At 72.3% G+C, this 20,110-nt stretch carries 18 protein-coding genes; 11 read left to right on the top strand and 7 right to left on the bottom strand.

Annotation, left to right across the window (positions count from 1 at the left end):
* Positions 1–270: 270 nt before the first annotated feature.
* Positions 271–1,200, top strand: a complete 930-nt coding sequence (locus LIU39_RS19310) for a LysR family transcriptional regulator (RefSeq protein WP_227048007.1) — start codon at positions 271–273, stop codon at positions 1,198–1,200.
* Here the strand turns inward: LIU39_RS19310 and LIU39_RS19305 are convergent.
* Both LIU39_RS19305 and LIU39_RS19300 read right to left on the bottom strand, forming a co-directional pair.
* Positions 1,166–1,939: a FadR/GntR family transcriptional regulator gene (locus LIU39_RS19305; protein WP_227048006.1), complete on the bottom strand. Its 774-nt coding sequence runs from the start codon at positions 1,937–1,939 to the stop codon at positions 1,166–1,168. The two genes, LIU39_RS19310 and LIU39_RS19305, sit on opposite strands and share 35 nt — an antisense overlap.
* A 96-nt stretch (positions 1,940–2,035) precedes the next feature.
* Complete coding sequence (locus LIU39_RS19300) at positions 2,036–2,491, bottom strand: STAS domain-containing protein (protein WP_372463972.1); 456 nt, start codon at positions 2,489–2,491, stop codon at positions 2,036–2,038.
* Positions 2,492–2,938: 447 nt separating this feature from the next.
* Between LIU39_RS19300 and LIU39_RS19295 the strand changes: the two genes are divergently transcribed.
* The 5 genes from LIU39_RS19295 (at position 2,939) to LIU39_RS19275 (ending at position 7,679) form a co-directional block, all read left to right on the top strand.
* On the top strand, positions 2,939–3,700 hold the full coding sequence (locus tag LIU39_RS19295; RefSeq protein WP_227048005.1) for a DeoR/GlpR family DNA-binding transcription regulator: 762 nt from the start codon (positions 2,939–2,941) through the stop codon (positions 3,698–3,700).
* Between the two features lie 159 nt (positions 3,701–3,859).
* Complete coding sequence (locus LIU39_RS19290; RefSeq protein ID WP_227048004.1) at positions 3,860–5,236, top strand: ABC transporter substrate-binding protein; 1,377 nt, start codon at positions 3,860–3,862, stop codon at positions 5,234–5,236.
* Positions 5,217–6,152: a carbohydrate ABC transporter permease gene (locus tag LIU39_RS19285; RefSeq protein WP_227048003.1), complete on the top strand. Its 936-nt coding sequence runs from the start codon at positions 5,217–5,219 to the stop codon at positions 6,150–6,152. The genes LIU39_RS19290 and LIU39_RS19285 overlap by 20 nt, the downstream gene beginning before the upstream one ends.
* Positions 6,149–7,018: a carbohydrate ABC transporter permease gene (locus LIU39_RS19280; RefSeq protein WP_227048002.1), complete on the top strand. Its 870-nt coding sequence runs from the start codon at positions 6,149–6,151 to the stop codon at positions 7,016–7,018. The genes LIU39_RS19285 and LIU39_RS19280 overlap by 4 nt, the downstream gene beginning before the upstream one ends.
* An 82-nt stretch (positions 7,019–7,100) precedes the next feature.
* Positions 7,101–7,679: a MarR family winged helix-turn-helix transcriptional regulator gene (locus LIU39_RS19275; RefSeq protein WP_227048001.1), complete on the top strand. Its 579-nt coding sequence runs from the start codon at positions 7,101–7,103 to the stop codon at positions 7,677–7,679.
* Positions 7,680–7,704: 25 nt separating this feature from the next.
* Here the strand turns inward: LIU39_RS19275 and LIU39_RS19270 are convergent, their stop codons facing one another.
* Together LIU39_RS19270 and LIU39_RS19265 are read right to left on the bottom strand one after the other, a co-directional pair.
* Positions 7,705–8,787: a hypothetical protein gene (locus tag LIU39_RS19270; RefSeq protein ID WP_227048000.1), complete on the bottom strand. Its 1,083-nt coding sequence runs from the start codon at positions 8,785–8,787 to the stop codon at positions 7,705–7,707.
* 94 nt (positions 8,788–8,881) lie between these two features.
* On the bottom strand, positions 8,882–10,972 hold the full coding sequence (locus tag LIU39_RS19265) for a SpoIIE family protein phosphatase (protein WP_227047999.1): 2,091 nt from the start codon (positions 10,970–10,972) through the stop codon (positions 8,882–8,884).
* A gap of 331 nt (positions 10,973–11,303) precedes the next feature.
* Here LIU39_RS19265 and LIU39_RS19260 point away from each other — a divergent pair, with 331 nt between their 5' ends.
* Together LIU39_RS19260 and LIU39_RS19255 are read left to right on the top strand one after the other, a co-directional pair.
* A complete protein-coding gene (locus tag LIU39_RS19260; protein WP_227047998.1) occupies positions 11,304–12,851 on the top strand; it encodes an AMP-binding protein in 1,548 nt (515 codons plus the stop codon).
* A 121-nt stretch (positions 12,852–12,972) separates the two neighbouring features.
* Complete coding sequence (locus LIU39_RS19255) at positions 12,973–13,179, top strand: hypothetical protein (protein WP_227047997.1); 207 nt, start codon at positions 12,973–12,975, stop codon at positions 13,177–13,179.
* 83 nt (positions 13,180–13,262) lie between these two features.
* Here the strand turns inward: LIU39_RS19255 and LIU39_RS19250 are convergent, their stop codons facing one another.
* Positions 13,263–14,297 carry a LacI family DNA-binding transcriptional regulator gene (locus tag LIU39_RS19250; protein ID WP_227047996.1) on the bottom strand — a complete coding sequence of 345 codons (1,035 nt, stop codon included), beginning with the start codon at positions 14,295–14,297 and terminating at the stop codon, positions 13,263–13,265.
* Positions 14,298–14,666: 369 nt separating this feature from the next.
* Between LIU39_RS19250 and uriH the strand changes: the two genes are divergently transcribed.
* Together uriH and uriT are read left to right on the top strand one after the other, a co-directional pair.
* Complete coding sequence (gene uriH / locus LIU39_RS19245; protein WP_227047995.1) at positions 14,667–15,614, top strand: uridine-preferring nucleoside hydrolase UriH; 948 nt, start codon at positions 14,667–14,669, stop codon at positions 15,612–15,614.
* Positions 15,611–17,047, top strand: coding sequence for a uridine transporter UriT (gene uriT / locus LIU39_RS19240; RefSeq protein WP_227047994.1), 1,437 nt, complete (start codon positions 15,611–15,613; stop codon positions 17,045–17,047). Before uriH ends, uriT begins: the two co-directional genes overlap by 4 nt.
* Positions 17,048–17,098: 51 nt before the next feature.
* Here the strand turns inward: uriT and LIU39_RS19235 are convergent, their stop codons facing one another.
* Positions 17,099–17,884: a class I SAM-dependent methyltransferase gene (locus LIU39_RS19235; protein WP_227047993.1), complete on the bottom strand. Its 786-nt coding sequence runs from the start codon at positions 17,882–17,884 to the stop codon at positions 17,099–17,101.
* 420 nt (positions 17,885–18,304) lie between these two features.
* Between LIU39_RS19235 and proP the strand changes: the two genes are divergently transcribed.
* Positions 18,305–19,816: a glycine betaine/L-proline transporter ProP gene (gene proP / locus LIU39_RS19230; protein WP_227048039.1), complete on the top strand. Its 1,512-nt coding sequence runs from the start codon at positions 18,305–18,307 to the stop codon at positions 19,814–19,816.
* Positions 19,817–19,894: 78 nt separating this feature from the next.
* Here proP and LIU39_RS19225 read toward each other — a convergent pair whose 3' ends face one another.
* A complete protein-coding gene (locus tag LIU39_RS19225; protein WP_227047992.1) occupies positions 19,895–20,095 on the bottom strand; it encodes a CsbD family protein in 201 nt (66 codons plus the stop codon).
* Positions 20,096–20,110 lie beyond the last annotated feature (15 nt).

The raw sequence follows: 20,110 nt of genomic DNA, 5'->3' as shown, positions 1-20,110 counted from the left end.
CGCCTTCCCGTCTCGTGGGGGGTCTCTCCCGGGGTCGCTCCGCTCCTGGGGTGGTGCCGTCCGGCGGTGGCCCGCGGTGGGGCTCAGGTCCCGGGTGGGACGGGCGGCCGGCGCGCGGTGGGTTCCTTCAAATGGTGCGGCACCGGGCTGCTCTGCGTCCATGCACAGGTGCTCAAGGTGATCTATCAGGAACGCTGCAGTGGGGCGCGCGCCGTCGCGGGCGCCCTCCGGCGGTGGGCGCGGCGTCCTGCGCACCTCTACGCTTCCGCCATGGAGCTTCCGGGAGTTCAGCTCAGAACACTCCTGGAGCTGACCCGCAGCGGCACGATGACCGCGGCCGCCGCGGCCCTCGGCTACACGCCGGGCGCGGTCTCGCAGCAGATCGCCGCGCTGGAGCGGGCCACCGGCACGGAGCTGGTCCGGCGGACGGGCCGCCGGGTGGAGCTGACCGACGCCGGGCACACCCTCGCGCGGCACGCCGAACGGATCCTGGCCGCGCAGGCGGAGGCGGTGGCGGCCCTGGAGCGCGGCCGCGCCGAGGTCGTGGCGCGGCTGCGGCTCGGCGTCTTCGGCACCGCGGCCGCCGCCCTGCTGCCGCCCGCCCTGGACCGGCTGCGGGCCCGGCACCCGGGTGTCCGCGTGGTGAGCCGTGAGGTGGACGTGGACCAGGCGTACGCCGAGGTGTGCGCCGGGCGGGTGGACCTGGCGCTGGGGCTCGACTACCCGGACGCGCCGCTCGCCAGGGACGGCGACGTGGACGTGGTGCGGCTGCGCACCGAACGGTTCGCGCTGGCCGTGCCCGCCGGGCCCGCGCCGCCGGGCGAGCGGGTGCCACAAGCGGCACGGCCGCCGTACGCGCCGCTGCGGCTGGCCGACGCGGCCGGTCTGGACTGGATACTGCCCGCGGCCGGCTCGTACTACGGGCGGGCGATGCGGGCCGTCTGCCGCCGTGCCGGTTTCGAGCCGCGGGTGGTGCACGAGGTCACCGATACGGCCACGTCGCTGGCGATGGTCGCGGCGGGTCTCGGGGTCACGCCGCTGACGGAGCTGATGCTGCGGCTGCGGTCGGAGGGGATCGCTTCCGTGCCGCTGCGGGACCGGGTGGAGCGGCAGGTCGTCGTCGCCGTCGGCGCCGCGTCGCGCCGGCGGCCGTCGGTGGCGGCGCTCATCGGCGCGCTGCGCGACGGCACGGCACCGTAGGGGACGTGCCGTGACGGGCCGCGGTGCCTGCCGAGCGGGCCTCGGCCAGCCGTCGGCGCACCGGCGCGTAGTGGTCGGCCACCGCGGCGGCGAAGGCGGCGGCGTCACCGGCCCTGGCGGCGTCGGTGAGGCGGCGGTGCACGTCGACGGTGTGCCGCTCGTCCTCGATCGTGATCAGGCCGAGGTGCGGTCCGACGCCTGCGTAGCTGTCCCAGAACGCCTGGGACAGCTGGCTGATGAGGTCGTTGCCGAGCGGTTCGACGAGCAGGGCGTGGAAGGCCCGGTCGGTGGCCACGAACGCGTCGCCGCCCGCGCGGCGGAGCTCCATCTCCGCCACCAGGCCGTCCAGCCTGTCCAGGTGTGCGGGGGTGAGCGCGCCGACGATGCGTTCGGCGTTGCCCCGCTCGAAGAGTTCCCTGACGTCGACGAGATCGGCGTAGCCGCGGAACTCGTCGCCGGGGCTGAGCAGTCCACGGAACGTCATGCTCTCGGCCAGCGCCGACAGGCCCAGGGTGCCGACGTAGGTGCCGTGCCCGTGCCGGACCTCGACGATGTCCAGCGCGGCCAGCGCATTGACGGCCTCGCGCACGCTGGAGCGGCTGGCGCTCAGCGTCGCGCACAGTTCGGCCTCGGTCGGCAGTGGGTCGCCCGGTCGCATCCGGTTGTCGAGCATGTGGCGCTTGATTGCGTCGGCGACCTCCTTGCGGAGGGACGGCCGCCCGCGACGTGGCCGCGCCACCTCGGCACCCGGCACCTCGCGCCCCCTCTCCCCGTGTCAGGTCGTGGCCGCAGCGTAGCAATCGCCGGGGTACGCCCGGTGTCCGGTGACGGGCTCTTACGGGGCGCGGTGGCCGGTCCCGTCGGGCTCCGGATCGCCGTCCGCAGGCGGTGCGGGCTCGTCCATCGACGGCGGCCAGGCCGGGCGGCTGCCGTCCGGCACCGCCGCCAGGGCGTGGCCGACGGTGGGGTAGCAGGAGAAGACCCCCAGGGACTGGGTGCCGACCAGCAGCCGCAGCATCCGCACGCCGAGGGAGGCCAGGAACAGCCGGCCCTCCAGCCGCCGGCACAGCCATTCCAGCGCGAGCAGGCAGCTCAGGCCGCGGGAGTCGCAGAAGCGCAGGGCGGTCAGGTCGAGCACCAGGAAGCGATGACCGGCCGAGACGACGGACCGGGCCTCGGCGAGAAACGCCTGCTCGGTGCGGAGGTCCAGCTCCCCTGTCACCCGCAGGACCGCACACTCCTCCCCCTGCGCGATCGCAGTGACCGCCAACGACCGCATCTCCGCACTCATACCGCCCAGCCTAAGCGCCCTCGCGCGCACCCTCACCGCTGCGGGCCACCGGCGTACGCGGGGGCCTCCCGGCCCGGCCGTCCCGCCGTGGTGCCGCAACGGCGGTCCGCTGCCGGTCAGGGCCGTTCCCGGGACGTACCGAATCCTCCTCGCGAGTGATCCACGAAGCGCCCCGGCCGGTCCGAAACGGTCAACAGGTGCGGTTTCGGCCACCAGGCACCGGCCGGATCCCACGCATCGGGATGTCCGCGGACCGCCCAGCGGGGCGGAACGGGCACGTCCGCTGCGGACGCCCCTGTACCGGGCGCTACGGGGCGGGCGGAAACAGGCATCTTTCCTGCTGCCGCGGGCAGCAGACGGTGCGGGAACCGTTGCTATAAACCTCGGGCGGGCAGAAACGGGCAGTCCCGTGACCGAACGGATCGACGCTATGCGCAGGAGAACACCATGAGGGCCGAGGAACGTCAGCACCGCATCCTCGTGCTCGCCCGGCAGACCGGCCGGGTCGATGTCGCGGATGCCGCGGAGGAGTTCCGGGTCGCCCGGGAAACCGTGCGGCGCGACCTGAGCGCGCTGGAGCGCCGGGGCCTGATCCGGCGCACCCACGGCGCCGCATATCCGGTCGAGAGTGCCGGATTCGAGACCACCCTGGCCCGGCGCGAGACCCAGCAGGTCGCGGAGAAGCGCCGGATCGCCGCGGCCGCGGCGCAGCTGGTCGGCGAGGCCGAGACGGTGTTCGTGGACGAGGGCTACACGCCGGAGCTGGTCGCCGTGCTGCTGCCCACCGACCGGCCGCTGACCGTGATCACCCCGTCGCTGCGCACCGCGTCCCTGGTGTCGGAATCCGATTCCACCACCGTCCTGCTGGCCGGCGGGCGGGTGCGGTCGGGGACGCAGGCGACGGTGGGGTCGTGGGCGCGGGACATGCTCGCCCGGTTCGTCATCGACCTGGCGTTCCTGGGCGCGAACGGCATCTCCCGTGAGCACGGCCTGACCACCCCGGACCCGGCCGTCGCCGACGTGAAGGAGCAGGCCGTCCGTTCGTCGCGGCGGCGGGTGCTGGTCGGGGTGCACAGCAAGTTCGGCGCGAGCAGTTTCTGTCGGTTCGCCGGCATCGGCGACGTCGACACGATCGTCACCGACGCCGGCCTGTCCGGGCCCGAGGCCCACCGCTACTCCCTCCTGGGGCCGCAGGTGCTCCGGGTCTGACCGGTACGGGCCGCCCGACGACCGGCCCGTACCGCACGCACACCACCGGCGTCGGCGGCCCCGCACGGCCGCCGGCCGGTCCCCCGTGCCCGCCGCAGGCCCGCGCGTCCGGCGTGGACGGCGGCCGGGCCCGACGGATGTCCCCAGAAAGGTAGAAGTGTGAGAGCACGATCCCCTGGCAGCAGCCGAGGCCGCGCCACCGCGCTGACCGCGGTCACCCTGACCCTGTCGCTGGCCACCGCCGGCTGCTATCGCGGCGCGGGTGACGTCGGCAACGACGGCGCGCACACCATCAACGTACTGATGGTGAACAACCCGCAGATGGTGGATCTGCAGCGGCTGACGGCCGCGCACTTCACCAAGGAGACCGGCATCAAGGTGAACTTCACCGTGCTGCCCGAGGACGACCTGCGCGACAAGATGAGCCAGGACTTCTCCAGCCAGGCCGGGCAGTACGACGTGGCGAGCCTGAGCAATTACGAGACGCCGATCTACGCCCGCAACGGCTGGCTGACCCCGCTGGGCGAACGGGCCGCGAAGGACCGGGAGTTCGACCAGAAGGACATCCTGGAGCCGGTCCGTAAGTCGCTGACCGCGGCGGACGGCAAGATCTACGCGGAGCCGTTCTACGGCGAGTCCTCCTTCCTGATGTACCGCAAGGACCTGGTCAGGGCCGCGGGCCTGACGATGCCCGCCCACCCGACCTGGCGGCAGGTCGCCGCGCTGGCCGCGAAGCTGGACGGATCCCGGAACGGACTCAAGGGCATCTGCCTGCGCGGGCAGCCCGGTTGGGGGCAGCTGGCCGCGCCGCTGAGCACCGTCGTCAACACCTTCGGCGGCACCTGGTTCACCGAGGACTGGAAGGCGAAGCTCGACAGCCCGGAGTTCACGAAGGCCACCCGCTTCTACGTCGACCTGGTCCGCAGACACGGCGAGGCCGGCGCACCGCAGGCCGGCTACACCGAGTGCCTCAACGACATGCAGCAGGGCAAGGTCGCCATGTGGTACGACGCGACGGCGGGCGCGGGCTCGCTGGAGAGCGCCGACTCCAAGGTGGCGGGCAAGGTCGGCTACGCCCCGGCGCCGGTCGAGCGGACCGGCAGCGCGGGCTGGCTCTACACCTGGGCCTGGGGCATCCAGAAGGCGAGCACGCACCAGGACGCCGCCTGGAAGTTCATCTCCTGGGCGTCGAGCAAGAAGTACGAGCGGCTGGTGGCCAAGGAGTTGGGCTGGTCACGGGCGCCGGGCGGCAAGCGCGCCTCGCTCTACCGGGATCCCGCGTACGTGAAGGAGTCCGGGGCCTTCGCGCCGGCGACGGAGCAGGCGATCAGATCGGCCCGTCCGGACGACCCCGGTGTGCAGCCGCGGCCCGCCCCCGGCATCCAGTTCGTGGGCATACCCGAGTTCTCCGATCTGGGCACCAAGGTGTCCCAGGAGATCAGTTCGGCCATCGCGGGCAAGCAGAGCGTGCCCGCGGCGCTGGAGCACGGCCAGCGGCTCGCCGAGGAGGTGGCGCGTGCCTACGCCGACCGCTGACACGTCCCGCGGCCTGCGGGCGCAGCGCGCGAAGGACTGGGCGCGCCGTGCACCCCTGCTGCCCGCGCTGGTCTTCCTGATCATCGTGACCCAACTGCCGTTCGTGGCCACCGTGGTGATCTCCTTCACCCGCTGGAACGCGCTGGCCCCCGGCAACCGCGGCTTCGCCGCCTTCGACAACTACGCGGCGGTGTTCACGGACCCGGCGATGCGCGCGTCGGTCGGCACGACCGTGCTGCTGACCGTGACCGTGGTGCTGGTGAGTCTGCTGCTCGGCCTTGGGCTCGCGCTGCTGCTCGACCGCAGCTTCCGCGGCCGCGGCATCGTCCGCACCCTGCTCATCACGCCGTTCCTGGTGGTGCCGGTCGCCTCCGCGCTGCTGTGGAAGCACGCGCTGTACAACGCGTCGTACGGGTTCATCAACGGCTGCCTGTCCTGGATATGGGGCCTGTTCGGCAGCGACAACCCGCCGCAGCCGGACTGGATGACCGATTCGCCGCTGGCCGCGGTGGAGGCGTCGCTGATCTGGCAGTGGACGCCGTTCATGATGCTGATCCTGCTGGCCGGTCTGCAGAGCCGGCCGGCCGACGCCGTCGAGGCGGCCCGGATGGACGGCGCCACGACGTTCGATGTCTTCCGCTATCTGACGCTGCCTCACCTGCGCCGCTATCTCGAACTCGCCGCCCTGCTGGGCACGGTGTACGTCGTGCAGAACTTCGACGCGGTCTTCACCATCACGTCGGGCGGCCTGGGCACGGCCAATCTCCCCTACACCATCTACCAGACCTTCTACCAGGCCCATGACTACGGACGGGCGTCCGCTCAGGGCGTCGTCGTCGTGCTGTGTTCGCTGCTGGTGGCGACGTTCGCGCTGCGCGCGGTGTCGTCCCTGCTGCGCGAGGAGGTCACCCGATGAGCAGCGCATCCCTGAGCCGTTCCGCGTCCCCCGCACTACGGCGCCGCCGCCGCACCGGCAGCCTGCTGGGCCTGCTCGCCTGGCTGTGCGGCATCGCCTTCTTCCTGCCCGTCGCGTGGATGGTGCTCACGTCCTTCCACAGCGAGCAGGACGCGGCGACCAACCCGCCGAGCATCGCCGCCCCGCTCACCCTGCACGGCTACCGCGAGTTCTTCGGCGCCGGCACCGGCATCAGCCCCTGGCCGCCGCTGATCAACTCGCTGACCGCGTCGGTCGTTTCCACCCTGCTCGTCCTGCTCCTCGCCGTTCCCGCGGCCTACGCCCTGTCGATCCGGCCGGTGCGCAAGTGGAGCGACGTGATGTTCTTCTTCCTCTCCACCAAGATGCTGCCGCTGGTGGCGGGGCTGCTGCCCATCTACCTGGTCGCGCAGAACACCGGGATGCTGGACAGCATCTGGCTGCTGATCATCCTCTACACCTCGATGAACCTGCCGATCGCGGTGTGGATGATGCGTTCCTTCCTCGCCGAAGTGCCCGTCGAGATGCTGGAGGCGGCGTCCATCGACGGCGCAGGGCTCGGCACCACCCTGCTGCGCATCGTCGCGCCGGTCGCCATGCCGGGCATCGCCGCCACCGCCCTGATCTCGTTCATCTTCAGCTGGAACGAGCTGCTCTTCGCCCGCGTCCTGACCGGCATCGTCGCGGGGACATCGCCGGTGTTCCTGACCGGATTCGTCACCAGCCAGGGCCTGTTCCTGGCCAAGGTCTGCGCGGCGGCCACCGTCATCTCCCTCCCGGTGCTGATCGCCGGATTCGCCGCCCAGGACAAGCTCGTCCAGGGGCTCTCCCTGGGGGCGGTGAAGTAGCGGCCCCTCCGGGCCGGGGCCGGCCGCAGCCCCTGCCGACCCCGGCCCGGCGAGGCGGGCCGCACCGGGATAGAAAGGGGGCATGGACGCACCCACACCTCCCGCCGGGCAGCACGACGATGTCGAGGCCGTGACCCGCGCGGTGCTGACCGCCTCCCGCGTCCTGGTCGCGGTCTCCGCCCGTTCGCTGGCCGCGGTGGAGGGCCGGGTGACGCTCGCGCAGTTCCGGCTGCTGGTCGCGCTGTCCAGCCACGGCACGGCCAAGCTCGTCGAGGTCGCCGACTGGCTGGGGGTCAATCCGTCCACCGCGATGCGCATGGTCGACCGGCTGATCACCGCCGGGTTCGCCGACCGGCAGGTCAACCCCGGTGACCGCCGCGAGACCCGGCTGGGGCTGACCGGCCAGGGCCGTCGCATCGTCGAAGAGGTCACCGCCCGCCGCCGCAGGGAGATCGCCGGCATCGTCGGCCGGCTGGCTCCCGAACAGCGCGCCGCGCTCGTCGATGCACTGGGCGCCTTCACCGCGGCCGGTGACGAACCCCCCGCCCCCGGCGCGGCGTCCGACCCCTACCCGCTCGGCTGGCCCGACGCGGCCCCGGTCGATGCGGACCGCTCCCCCGGCGAGACGCACGGGGACGTCGGCGGCACACCGCACCCGTGAGCGCGGCCGGGTCCGCCGCCGCGCCTCACTCGTACATCACGTACTCCGGCCGCGGCCGCAGGGCCAGCACCTCATCGGGGGTCATCAGGCGGCTGCCCTCGGCGTCCTCCTCGTAGAAGAGCTTGAAGCCGGTGTGGACGCCGGCGGGGAGGCCGCCGACGAGCCGCCGCCAGGTGTCCCGTTTCAGGTCCGGTGAGCCGATCCCGTCCGCGCTCTTGATCAGGGCGACACCGGGCCGGCGCCGCAGCGCGGCCTCCTCGTGCAGGACGGACGCGGCCACCTGGTGGAAGACGAGCGGCTTCTGCGGCAGATCGTGCGCGGCGACCAGGCCGGACAAGTAGTCGGCCACACCGGTCAGTTCGCGCCCGCTGGTATGGCCGAAACGGTCGCCCGGCACCTCGCCGGGCCCCATCTCCCATTCCGGGTCGAGCGCGACCCCCACGTCGGGGTGGAGCAGCCAGGGACGCAGCGCCTTGACCTCGTCCAGAACGCGGGCGCGGCCCGGCTGGATGTTGAGCAGCAGCAGCGCCCGGTGCTCCCCCGCGATCCGGTGGAAGCGGCGGATCGTCGCGTCGGGCGTCCGCGAGCGGTACCGGCCGTCCGGCCCCGGCGCCGCGGTCGCGACCACCGTGAGGAGTTCGAGTACGGGCATGGCCTCACGGCCCGCGGTATACGCGCGGGCCTGCTTCTCGATCTCGTCGGCCCGTTCGCCCGGATCTCCGGTCCCGAGCCTGCCGAGCGCCGCGGCACCGGGCAGCCCGCAGAAGCCCACGAGCCGGTAGCGGGGGAACAATTCCCGTCCGCCACGCGGAAGTTCGGGACGTTTCCTGCCGGGATGTCCGGACTTCCCCGGTGCCGGGGCGGTGCCCGGCGGGGCGGGCGACGGCCGGCCCGTGCCGCGCGGTGGCTCCGCTCCGGGTGCCGGGTCGGCGCGGCCCCCGGACCCGCCACAGCCGGCGAGCAGGCCGATGCCGGTCGCCGCGGTGGCCGCGAGCAGGGCCCGGCGGGCGGGCCCCGGTGTGCCGCCCGCGGGGCGCGGGCGCGGTATTCCGGCCGGTTCTTCCTCGTCGTGGGTGGCGGGTGTCCCGCGTGCCTCTTCCTCAGCCATGTCGCCTCCGTACGCTGCCGTGCACCTGCGCATCTCCAGGTGGCGGGCAGCGAAACCCCGCGACAGGGAGGCGAGGCGCACACCGGGCGGCGGGCTACCGGATCGCGTCGCCTTCGGTGACGCGGGCGACGAGCAGGGCGACGTCGTCGTGGTCGTGCGGCTGCCGCAGGGCGCCCAGCAGGTGGTCGCACAGCTCCTCCAGGTCGTCCCGGGGGATGGCGAGCAGGTCGACGAGGGTGTCCAGGCGGGTGTCGATCGATTCGTCGCGGGTTTCCACCAGACCGTCGGTGTAGAGCACCAACTGGTCGGCGGGGCGCAGGGCGACGACGGTCTGCTCGAACGGGACGCCGCCGACGCCGAGCGGGGCCCCGGTCGGCAGGTCGAGCAGCTCGGGCCGCCGGCCTGGCCGGACGACGACGGGCGGCAGGTGTCCCGCGCTGGCGATACGGCACTCCTGGCGGCGGGGGTCGAAGACGGCGTACACGCAGGTCGCGAAGGACGGATCGAGCCCGGCGGCGATGTGGTCCAGATGCCGCAGGAGCTGGGCGGGTTCGAGGTCGAGATCGGCCAGCGCGCGGGTGGTGGTGCGCAACTGCCCCATGGTGGCGGCCGCGTTGATGCCGCTGCCCATGACGTCGCCGACGACCAGGGCCGTCTTGTCGCCGGCCACCGGAATGGCGTCGAACCAGTCGCCGCCGATCTCGCCGGCGGCGCGGGCCGGCTGGTAGCGGTGGGCGATCTCCATGCCGGGCGGCTGCGGCGGCTGATGGCTCATCAGGTGACGCTGGAGGGTGAGCGCCGTGCGGCGTTCGCTCTGGTACGAGCGGGCGTTGTCGATGGCGACGGCGGCGCGGGCGGACAGCTCGACGGCGAGCACCACGTCGTCCTCGTCGAACGGCAGCTCGTTGCGGACGCGGTAGAGCGAGAGGGCGCCCAGCACCTCGCCGCGGGCGGTCAGCGGCACCGCCAGGTAGGAGCGGAGCCCGGCCTTCGCCAGCAGCGCGGCCCCCCGGGAGTCGACGGCGATCCGCTCCAGGTCCTCGTCCCGTACCCGCGCCATCAGGACGGGCCGGCCGGTGGTCACACAGCGGGTGATCACGCGGTCGGCTTCGTAGGAGGCGATCTGTCCGGCCGGGTCGGCGGCGTGCACGGCGTCGGTCGGGAAGGCGGTGGCCACCGCGAGCGCGCGGAAGCGGGCGGCGTCTCCGGGGCCCGGCGTGGCCTGGCGCCTGCCGTCCAGGACGGCGTCGAGTACGTCCACCGCGGCGAGGTCGGCCAGCTCGGGCACGATGACATCGGCCAGTTCATGGGCGGTCTGGTCGACGTCGAGGGTGGTGCCGACGGTGGCCGACGCGTCGGCGATGACGGCGAGCCGGCGGCGGGCCCGCGCCGCCTCGGACGCGGCCCGGTGCTGCTCGGTGACGTCCACGACCGACGTCGCCAGGCCGAGCACCCGGCCGCCCGGATCCTCCAGACGGTAGTGGGACACCGACCACGCGTGCTCGCTGCCGGGGTCGTCGGGCGGGTATCCGACGAGGAACTGGTTGAGCCGCGGCGTGCCTGTGGCGAGCACCTTGCGCATACTGGCCGTGATGGTGTCGGTGTCCAGGAAGCCGAGCGCTTCGTGTGCGTCACGGCCGACGTGAGCGGAGGCGGGCATGCCGTTGATCCGCTCCAGGGCCGGGTTGACCATGACGTAGCGCAGGTCGGTGTCCAGGACCGCGAGGCCGATCGGCGACTGGGCCACCAGGCGTACGGAGAGCGCCAGATCCCGCTCGACCTGGCGCAGCACGCTCCGGTCGGTGGCGATGCCGAGTGCGTAGGCGTGGCCCTGCTCGTCCGTGAGCCGCATGTTGCGGAATTCAACGAGCCTGGTGGTGCCGTCCTTGTGCCGTACGGGAAAGACCCCGGCCCAGGTCTCACCGCCGGCCATGACCTGGGCGAAGAGATTCAGGACGAGGTCGTGGCGGTCCGGCGGCACCAGGAGCCTGGCGGCCGGTCTGCCGAGTGCTTCCTCGGCGCTCCAGCCGAACAGCTCCTCCGCCTGCGGGCTCCACAGGGCGATCCGGCCGTTCGCGTCGAGCATCACGGCGGCCACCCCCAGCGCGTCCAGCAGGCCGCCGTGGTCGGACGGGCCCGCCCCGACGGGGCCCACGCCGTCGGGGAACGCGTCGGTCGCACCCATCCAGGCACTCCTTCCGCCGGCGCCCTCGCGCCGGCAGCCGTGGCGTTCCTCCACACCGGCCCTTTCCTGCCGTGCTGCCGCTGCGCACCATCATCCCTCCCGCGGCCCGACTCGGCCATGCCCGGTGCGGACAGCCCTCCGCACCCCCGGATCCGGCCCGTCCGGGGCCCGTTCGGCGGTGGCTGCACAACGTCCGGATCCGGTCCATCGGATTGGAGTTGTTGATCCATAACCGTTACTCTGAGATTAGTTGCCTCTAGCAACTAAATATCTGTATACCACTCACCGGACCGCCCGGTCAGGGCCACCCGGCCTCAGGAGGAAACCCGTCATGCCAGCAGCTGCCCAGCCCTTCCGCACCTACGTGGAGGAGAACCTCGACGCACTCGCCGTCGATCCCGGGCGTCAGACACTGGTCCACGAAGGCCGTCGGGTCACCGCCGGCGAGCTGCGCGACCTCGTCCATCGGATGGCACGGGCGCTGCGGGCCCAGGGCGTGGACCGCGGCCAGACCGTCACCCTGCTGAGCGGTAACGCGCCGGAAACCATCGCCGCGCGCTACGCGGCCAATCTCATCGGCTGCCGGGTCAACCATCTCTACAACAAGCTCTCCGCCGAGTCCCAGGCCGCCATCGTGCGCGACGTCGAGACCCAGGCCCTGATAGTCGACCCGCGCTACACCGAACGCGCCATCGAGATAACGGAGTTGGCGCCGGTTCCGGCCGTCCTCGTGCTCGGGCCCGCGAAGACCGGCGTCGACCTGCTGGAACTGGCCGCCGGGCAGAGCGCCGAGCCGTTCGCCGGCAGCGCCCAGCCCGACGACATCTGCACCATCCGCCACACCGGCGGCACCACCGGCCACCCCAAGGGCATCTGCAGCACCTTCGCCCAGGCCCGCTGGTTCCGCGGCGTCATGCCCGAGGACGCCGAACCGCCCCGCCAGCTGGTCTGCACCACCCTCGCGCACGCCGCCGGAATGATGGCCGACAACACCCTGAACGCCGGTGGCACCCTCGTCCTGCTCGACGACTTCGACCCGGCCGCCGCCCTCGCCGCCATCGAACGCGAGCGGATCACCGACCTGTTCCTGCTGCCCCCGCTGCTCTACCAGCTGATGGACCACCCGGACGCGCAGCACACCGACACCAGCAGCCTGCGCCGGCTGACCTACGGCGGCTGCCAGGCGTCCCCCGCCCGGATCGCCGACGCGATCCGCGCCTTCGGCCCGGTCCTGATGCAGGGCTACGGCCAGAACGAGGCGGGCGGCATCAGCATCCTGCTGCCCGAGGACCACGACCTGGAGCGGCCCGACCGGCTGCGCTCGGCGGGCAAGGTGCTGGCCGAGGTCGAGGTCGCCATCCGCGACGAGCAGGGCCGTGACCTGCCGGCCGGCGAGCACGGCGAGGTCTGCGTACGCTCCGAAATGATCATGCAGGGCTACTGGAAGCAGCCCGAGCTGACCGCCGAGGTCCTGCGGGACGGCTGGCTGCACACCGGCGACATCGGATTCCTCGACGCCGACAACTACTTGACGATCGTCGACCGCATCAAGGACATGATCGTCGTGGTCGGCGGCCACGTGTACACCACCGAGCTGGAGGACCTGCTCAACACGCACCCGGAGGTCCAGCAGAGCGCCGTCTTCGGCGTCCGGGACGCGGACCGGATGGAGCAGGTGCACGCCGTCGTGATCCCCGTACCGGGCAGCGGCGTCGACGCGCAGCAGCTGCGGGACATGGTGCGCGCCGAGCGCGGTGCCATGTACGAACCGGCGCACGTCACCTTCGCCGACGCGCTGCCGCTGACCGACGCCGGCAAGCCGGACAAGAAGCTGCTGCGGGTGCAGGCCGAGGCCGCGCAGGAGACAACCGGACGCTGACGATTCGTCAATTGCCGGTGACGGGGCGGCTCACACGTTCGGCGTAGAGTGCGTTTTGAAGTGGTTCGCGAAGGTGATCTCTGTCCATGCCAGTATCTCCGCGAACCCATGAGGAGTATCCATGCGCATCCGCGCCGTCATCTCGGCCACCGCCCTCGCGGCCACCATCATCCTGAGTGGGGCCGGCACCGCCATGGCTCACGACGACGACCACGAGTCCGGCGCCAGCGCCAAGTACGCCAAGTGCCTCCAGGGCGCAGCTGTCTGGGACGGCAACCCGGTGTGGTTCCAGGGTTGTGAGGGCGGCTCCCTCGAAGGCAAGTGGTAGCAGCCGGCGGACAGTAGCCGCATACGGCAGCGGCCGTCACCACGTTCTGTGGTGACGGCCGTTGCCGCGCGCGGGGCGGACCGTCAGGCGGGCACCCCGGCCCGCCCGGCCGCCGCCGGGTCCGGTGCGCTGGATCCGCGTACGACGAGCCGGGGCGCGAGGCGGACCGCGCGGCGGGCTGCCGGGGCCGCTCCGGCCGGCCTGCGGACGAGCAATCCGGCGGCCTCCGCGGCGAGTTCGGCGACCGGCTGGCGGACCGTGGTCAGGGCCGGGTCGGCGAGTCCGGCCAGCGGGATGTCGTCGAAGCCGGTGACCGCGACCTCGCCGGGGACGTCCGCGCCCAGCCGGCGCAACTGCTGGAGCGCGCCGGCCGCGATGAGGTCGTTGGCACAGACCAGGGCGTCGGGGCGGGACGGCCAGACCCGGTCCACGGCGGCCCGGCCCCACTCCACGGAGAAGTCGCCCAGTTCGGCCCGCCGCGCGGCATCCGGACCCAGGGCGTGCACCCCCGCCTCGTAGGCCGCATGCCGTTCGACCGCCGTCGACGCCGTCCCGGCCGCGCCGACGAAGCAGGGCCTGCGGCGGCCCGTCGCGGCCAGGTGGTCCAGGACCAGCGTCATGCCCGCGGCGTTGTCCACGGCCACCGAATCGGCGACACCCGCGCCGCAGCCGCGGTCCAGCAGCACCAGCGGCACCCGGGCCGCCGCCGCGGCCACCGCGGGCCGGCTGCGCCGTTCGTCGGCCGGCACCACCAGGAGCGCGTCGACCTGCCGGTCCAGCAGGGCGCCGATTCTGGCGGCCTCCGTCTCCGGGTCGTCGTCGCAGTCGGCGAGCAGCAGCGCCCGGCCCTCGGCGTGCAGGGCGTGCTCCAGCTCCCGGACGAGGGCGGGGAAGAACGGGTTGGTGATCTGCGGCAGGACCAGGCCGACGGTGCCCGTCGAGCGGCTGCGCAGGGCGCGTGCGACGTGGTTGGGCCGGTAGCCCAGGCGCTCGGCCGCGTCCCGTACGGCGCGGGCGGTCTCGGCGCCGACCGGGCGGGTGCCCGCGAGGACGCGGGAGACCGTGGCGACGGAGCAGCCTGATGCGCGGGCGACATCCTTGAGGGTGACTTCGGCCACCGTCTCCCGGCCCCCTTCATTCGACGCGTTCGGCCCGTACGGGCCGGAGGGAGCATACGCGCCGTACGGGGTACGGCAAACGTTGTCCTCGACCGGTGTCCAAGACCGGCCCGATGGCACCATCTACCGCCGCGATGCCGGGAAATCGCCCCGAAGGATGGGATATGAGCCATTGACAAGGTGCTGGTTCATGGGTCAAGTTTCCGGAGAACGTTTTCCCGTGAAGTGTCCCGAGCCCACGCCCGGGGCCGACGGCGGCGCCCCTCGCGCCCGCGCCGTCCGCCACCGGTGCGGCGGCGCCCGCGCCCGGTGCCCGGCCCGCGCCCGGGAAGCATCAGAGCGAAGCACCAGAGCAAAGGGGCTCTTCCGTTGGCCAGAAAGATCATCCTCGACTGCGACCCGGGGCACGACGACGCGATTGCCATGCTCCTGGCCCACGGCAACCCCGACGTCGAGCTGGTCGCCGTCACGACCGTGGTCGGGAACCAGACGCTGGAGAAGGTGACCCGCAACGCGCTGTCCGTGGCCCGGATCGCCGGGATCACCGGTGTGCCGTTCGCGGCCGGCTGCCCGCGCCCCCTGGTACGTGCCATCGAGACGGCGCCCGACATCCACGGCGAGACCGGCCTGGACGGGCCCGAGCTGCCCGAACCGGACATCGAGCTGGACCGCCGGCACGCCGTGGACCTGATCATCGACACCGTGATGTCCCACGAGCCGGGCGAGATCACCATCGTCCCGACGGCCGGGCTGACCAACATCGCCATGGCCGTACGCAAGGAGCCGCGGATCGCCGAGCGGGTCCGTGAGGTCGTCCTGATGGGCGGCGGCTACCACGAGGGCAACTGGAGCGCGGTCGCCGAGTTCAACATCATCATCGACCCCGAGGCCGCGCACATCGTCTTCAACGAGCGCTGGCCGGTCACCATGGTCGGCCTCGACCTCACGCACCAGGCGCTGGCCACCCCCGAGGTCGCCGAGAAGATCGCCGCGGTCGGCACCAAGCCGGCCACCTTCGTGCTGGAGCTGCTGGACTTCTTCCGTGAGGCGTACCGGGAGAACCAGGGCTTCGAGTTCCCGCCGGTGCACGACCCGTGCGCGGTCGCGTACGTCATCGACCCGGATGTCATGACCGTGCGCAAGGTGCCGGTGGACATCGAGCTGCGCGGCGGGCTGACCCTCGGCATGACCGTCGCGGACTTCCGTGCTCCGGCCCCCGCCGACTGCACCACGCAGGTCGCGGTCACCCTCGATCACGAGCGGTTCTGGAACCTCGTGGTGGACGCGCTGGAGCGGATCGGCGACGGCGCGGCATGAGTGTCTCCACCGCACCGCGCGGCGCCGTGACGCCGGGCGGTTCAGGGGTCCGGGTGGGTGTGCTGGTCGCGGCGCTGCTCGTGGCCTGTTTCGCCTTCCAGCTCAACGCCAGCATGCTCAGCCCTGCGCTGAAGAGCATCCAGGACTCGCTGGGCGCAAGCTCCGCCGAGATCGGTCTGACCCAGACCGCGTTCTTCACCTCTGCCGCGCTGTTCTCGCTGTTCCTGCCGCGGCTGGGCGACGTGATCGGCCGCCGCAAGGTGCTGGCCGGGATGCTGGGCCTGATGGTCGTCGGCTGCGTGATCGCCGCGCTGGCGACGAGCGTGCCGATGCTGTTCGCGGGCCGCATCATCCAGGGCGTGAGCGGTCCGGTCGTCCCGCTGTGCCTGATCATGCTGCGGGTCGAGGTGAAGGAGCCGAAGCGGTACGGGACGCTGCTGGGTGTGATCACCGCGGTCAACGGCGGGATCGCCGGCGTCGACTCGCTGGCCGGCGGCTACCTCGCCGACCACCACGGCTTCGCCTCGGTCTTCTGGGCGATGGCCGGCGTCGCGGCCCTCGCCACCGTGCTGGTCGCCACCCTGACCCCCGAGTCCAAGGCGCCGGTGGCGAGCCGGATGGACTGGCCCGGGGTCGTGCTGCTGGTCGTCTCGGTCGGCTCGCTGCTGATCGCGCTCAACGAGGCGGGCAAGCTCGCCGCCGCCAACTGGCCGCTGATCGCCTGCCTGGTGGTGCTGGCCGCCGGCGCGTTCGCGCTGTTCTGGCGGACGGAGAACCGCAGCAGCCACCCGCTGGTCGCCACCCGGCACCTCAGGCAGCGGGCGACCTGGGCGACGCTGCTGACCACCGTGCTCACCATGACCGGCGTGTTCGCCGTCATGAACGGGCTGATCCCGGCGTTCGCCCAGGACGCGCAGGCCGGACTCGGTATGTCCGCCGAGCAGTCCGCGTGGTGGACGCTGACGCCGTACGCGCTCGCCGGGCTCGCCATGGGCCCGGTCGCCGGTCGCCTCGCCGCCACCTACGGCTACGGGCGGATCCTGCGCTGCGGCCTGGTCGGGTCGGTCGCGGCGGTCGTCCTGATGATCCTCACCCTGCACGGCCAGTCCCGGATCCTGTTGCTGCTGATGTCGCTGCTGATCGGTGTGACGTACGCGGGCGTGACGAACATCGTGCTGAACGGGCTGGGCATCGTGCTGTCCCCACGCGAGAACCCGGGCTTCCTGCCCGGCCTGAACGCGGGCGCGTTCAACCTCGGCGCGGGCCTCAGCTTCGCCGTGCTGTACGCGGTCGAGACCGCCGCGCAGCCCACGGACGCCGCGTCCCCCGGCGGCTACACGGCGGGCATGATCGCCGGCGTCGTCATCCTGGCCGCGGCCATCGCGGCGTCCTTCCTGATCCCGAAGCCGGTGGCGGCCGAGGCACAGGACTGAGCGCACCCGGGTCCGTGACCCGCCCGTCCGGCAGGGCCACGGACCTGGCCCTCAGCGCAGCCCCACGACCAGGGCGTCGCTCGGTGAGCACCACGCCTGCCGGGCCTCGGCGAAGCCGTTCGCGCGCAGCGTGTCCAGGTGCCAGCGGGTCTCCGTCGGCCGGTCGCGGGCCCCGCCGCCGGCCGCCGCGTCCCGGGGGTCGCCGAGCAGCGCGAAGCGCCGTCGCGCGGGCTCCGCGAGCACCGGGTCGTCGGCGAGCGCGCCCCACCAGGCGGCCCAGTCGAGCGCCCCGGCCACTCGCTCCCGCTCCTTGCGGCGGGTGTGGAAGGAGGCCACCGCTTCGTTGATCCGCGGGGCGGCGACGTCGGCCATGTGATCGGCGTTCAGGAAGACGCCGCCCTCTCGCAGGACCCCGGCGATGTCGCCGTAGAGCGTGCGCAGCGGCTCCGCGTCCAGCCAGTGCAGCGCGGTCGCCGTCAGCACGGCGTCGTAGCGGCGGTGCGGCAGCGCGTCCGTCCACCGCGTGCCGGTGAGATCAGCGGTGACGAACGCGGCCCGCTCGTCACCGGCGAAGTGGCCGCGGGCGAGGGTCAGCAGGGCCGGGTCGAGGTCGATGCCGGTGCTGCGGGCGCCCGGGAGGCGCTTGAGCAGCCGGTCGGTGATGCTGCCCGTGCCGCAGGCGAGGTCAAGGACCATCGGCTCGGGACCGGCCAGCGCCTCGACCATGTCGAGCATCACCCGGAACCGCTCCTCGCGGTCGGGCATGTACCACTCCTGCTGGCGGTCCCAGCTGTCCTGCCACGCCTGCCAGTCCACCCGCGTGATCGTCTCGTTCATGACGCACCTTTCCTCGGTCGTTCACCCGTCGCGGCGCCGGTGGTCACCCACCGACGGCGAAGCGGTTCTCGTCGAGCACCCGCACCCGCCTTGTTGCCAAGATCATGCAAGAGCATGGCATGGGCAACAAAGCGTCCGCCGGCTCTGCGTGCGGTACGGCGGCGGGGCCGGTGCACACGGGACCGGCTGCGCGAGCAGGGCGCAGGCCCAGGTCCTGACCGCCGTACGGCCGCCCGGCGCGGGCGACACGCGGCGGCCTTGCGCCTGCTCCCCGGGGGGAATGTTCGGGGAATAATCGCGGAACGATGAAGCCCCCAACACCGCCCTGGACGGGGTGAAATGAGCCCTGGACGCCGAAATCCTTCGCACTTCCGGCGCGGCAGGACCGCGGCCCGCGGAGGAAATGCCGCCACCGATCGCCTGCTCCGTACTCTGCTGCGCCGCCGCAAACAGTCACTGAGCGCCGGCGATGTGACGATCACCGACAAACCCGAAGTGCGCCGCGCGGTTTCCGCGGCCGCCTTGGGCAACACGATGGAATGGTTCGACTTCGGCGTCTACGCCTATCTGGCGGGAACGCTGGGAAAGGTCTTCTTTCCCTCCAGTTCGCCCGGCGCCCAAGTCGTCTCGACCTTCGCGACCTTCGCCGCCGCCTTTCTCGTCCGGCCGCTCGGCGGACTGGTTTTCGGGCCGCTCGGCGACCGTATCGGACGCAAACGCGTATTGGCCGCCACCATGATCATGATGGCGATCAGTACCTTTGCCGTCGGATTCCTGCCCAGTTATGCGGCCATCGGCTTCAGCGCGCCGATTCTGCTGCTCATCTGCCGGCTCGTGCAGGGATTCTCCACCGGCGGCGAATACGCGGGCGCCACCACCTATATCGCCGAATACGCGCCGGACAAGCGACGTGGATTCCTTGGCAGTTGGCTCGACTTCGGCACGTTCATCGGCTATTCGCTGGGCTCCGGAATGGTCACCGTTCTCACGGCCGTGATCGGCGACGACAGCATGGTGTCGTGGGGCTGGCGCCTCCCCTTCCTGGTCGCCGGACCGCTGGGCCTCATCGGGCTCTACATGCGCCTGCGCCTTGAGGAGACACCGGCCTTCCAGCGCGAGGCCGAACAGGCCCACCAGGCCGCCGAGAAGGCCCGCCGCGAAGGCGGCGAGGACCCGGTGGAGGTGGCCCGTCAGTCCGGGCACGGGCGCCTCAAGGAAATCTTCACCCAGCACTGGGAGGCCGTGCTGATCTGCATGGGCCTGGTGCTGCTCTACAACGTCACCAACTACATGGTGACCTCGTACCTGCCGACGTTCATGTCCGAAACCCTCGGTGAGGACGCCCTCACCTCGCAGCTGCTCGTACTCGGCACCATGATCGTCGTGGCGCTCACCATCACCACCGTGGGCCGGACGTCGGACCGCTGGGGCCGCAGGCCCGTCTTCATGGCGGGCAGTCTGGCGCTGATCGCCCTGGCCGCGCCCGCGGTGCTGCTGATCCGCGCCGGCGGCATCCTGCAGCCGGCCTTCGGATGCCTGATCCTGGGCCTCCTGCTGGTCTGCTTCGCCGGTACCTCCGCGTCGACCCTGCCCGCGCTCTTCCCGACCCGGCTGCGGTACGGCGCCCTGTCGATCTCGTTCAACATCTCCGTGTCGCTCTTCGGCGGCACCACGCCGCTGATCGCCTCCGCGCTCGTGCAGGCGACCGGCAGCCACATGGTCCCCGCGTACTACCTGATGGCCGCCGGGGTCATCGGATTCGTCGCCAGCTTCTTCCTCCACGAGACGGCGGGCAAGCCGCTGCGCGGCTCCGGGCCGATGGTGGAGAGCGAGGAACAGGCCCAGCGGCTGATCGCCCACAGCCGTACGCAGGCGGGCCGGCGTGCCCGGGACATCTGGATCCGGCTGCGCCACCCCTGGTCCCGGAGCTGACCTGCGACGCATGAACGCCGTGCCCCGGACCGGCCTCTACGGGCCGGCCGGGGCACGGCGCTTGCCCGGAGCGGACGGTCAGGACTTGCGGTCGCGGCGGTCCTTCAGCGAGTCCTTCACCCCCTCCGCCTTCTCCTTGGCGTTGCCCATCGCGCGCTTGGCCTCGCCCTTGGCCTGGTCGGTTCGGCCCTCGGCGGCCATCCGTTCGTTGCCGGTGGCCTTGCCCACGGACTCCTTGGCCTTGCCCTTCATCTTGTCCATGCCGCTCTTGTCACCCATGACGCACTCCCTTGT

The organism is Streptomyces pinistramenti, assembly GCF_020564935.1.
Classification (GTDB): domain Bacteria; phylum Actinomycetota; class Actinomycetes; order Streptomycetales; family Streptomycetaceae; genus Streptomyces; species Streptomyces pinistramenti.
This window is presented reverse-complemented; position numbering and strand designations above follow the sequence as displayed.

Excerpts from the sequence above, each read along its gene's own strand:
- LIU39_RS19255 (WP_227047997.1), top strand. The coding sequence starts at position 12,973 with ATGCGCATCCGCGCCGTCATCTCGGCCACCGCCCTCGCGGCCACCATC.
- LIU39_RS19310 (WP_227048007.1), top strand. The coding sequence starts at position 271 with ATGGAGCTTCCGGGAGTTCAGCTCAGAACACTCCTGGAGCTGACCCGC.
- LIU39_RS19235 (WP_227047993.1), bottom strand. The coding sequence starts at position 17,884 with ATGAACGAGACGATCACGCGGGTGGACTGGCAGGCGTGGCAGGACAGC.
- LIU39_RS19225 (WP_227047992.1), bottom strand. The coding sequence starts at position 20,095 with ATGGGTGACAAGAGCGGCATGGACAAGATGAAGGGCAAGGCCAAGGAG.
- LIU39_RS19260 (WP_227047998.1), top strand. The coding sequence starts at position 11,304 with ATGCCAGCAGCTGCCCAGCCCTTCCGCACCTACGTGGAGGAGAACCTC.
- LIU39_RS19300 (WP_372463972.1), bottom strand. The coding sequence starts at position 2,491 with ATGAGTGCGGAGATGCGGTCGTTGGCGGTCACTGCGATCGCGCAGGGG.
- LIU39_RS19275 (WP_227048001.1), top strand. The coding sequence starts at position 7,101 with ATGGACGCACCCACACCTCCCGCCGGGCAGCACGACGATGTCGAGGCC.
- LIU39_RS19280 (WP_227048002.1), top strand. The coding sequence starts at position 6,149 with ATGAGCAGCGCATCCCTGAGCCGTTCCGCGTCCCCCGCACTACGGCGC.
- LIU39_RS19295 (WP_227048005.1), top strand. The coding sequence starts at position 2,939 with ATGAGGGCCGAGGAACGTCAGCACCGCATCCTCGTGCTCGCCCGGCAG.
- LIU39_RS19270 (WP_227048000.1), bottom strand. The coding sequence starts at position 8,787 with ATGGCTGAGGAAGAGGCACGCGGGACACCCGCCACCCACGACGAGGAA.
- uriT (WP_227047994.1), top strand. The coding sequence starts at position 15,611 with ATGAGTGTCTCCACCGCACCGCGCGGCGCCGTGACGCCGGGCGGTTCA.
- LIU39_RS19265 (WP_227047999.1), bottom strand. The coding sequence starts at position 10,972 with ATGGGTGCGACCGACGCGTTCCCCGACGGCGTGGGCCCCGTCGGGGCG.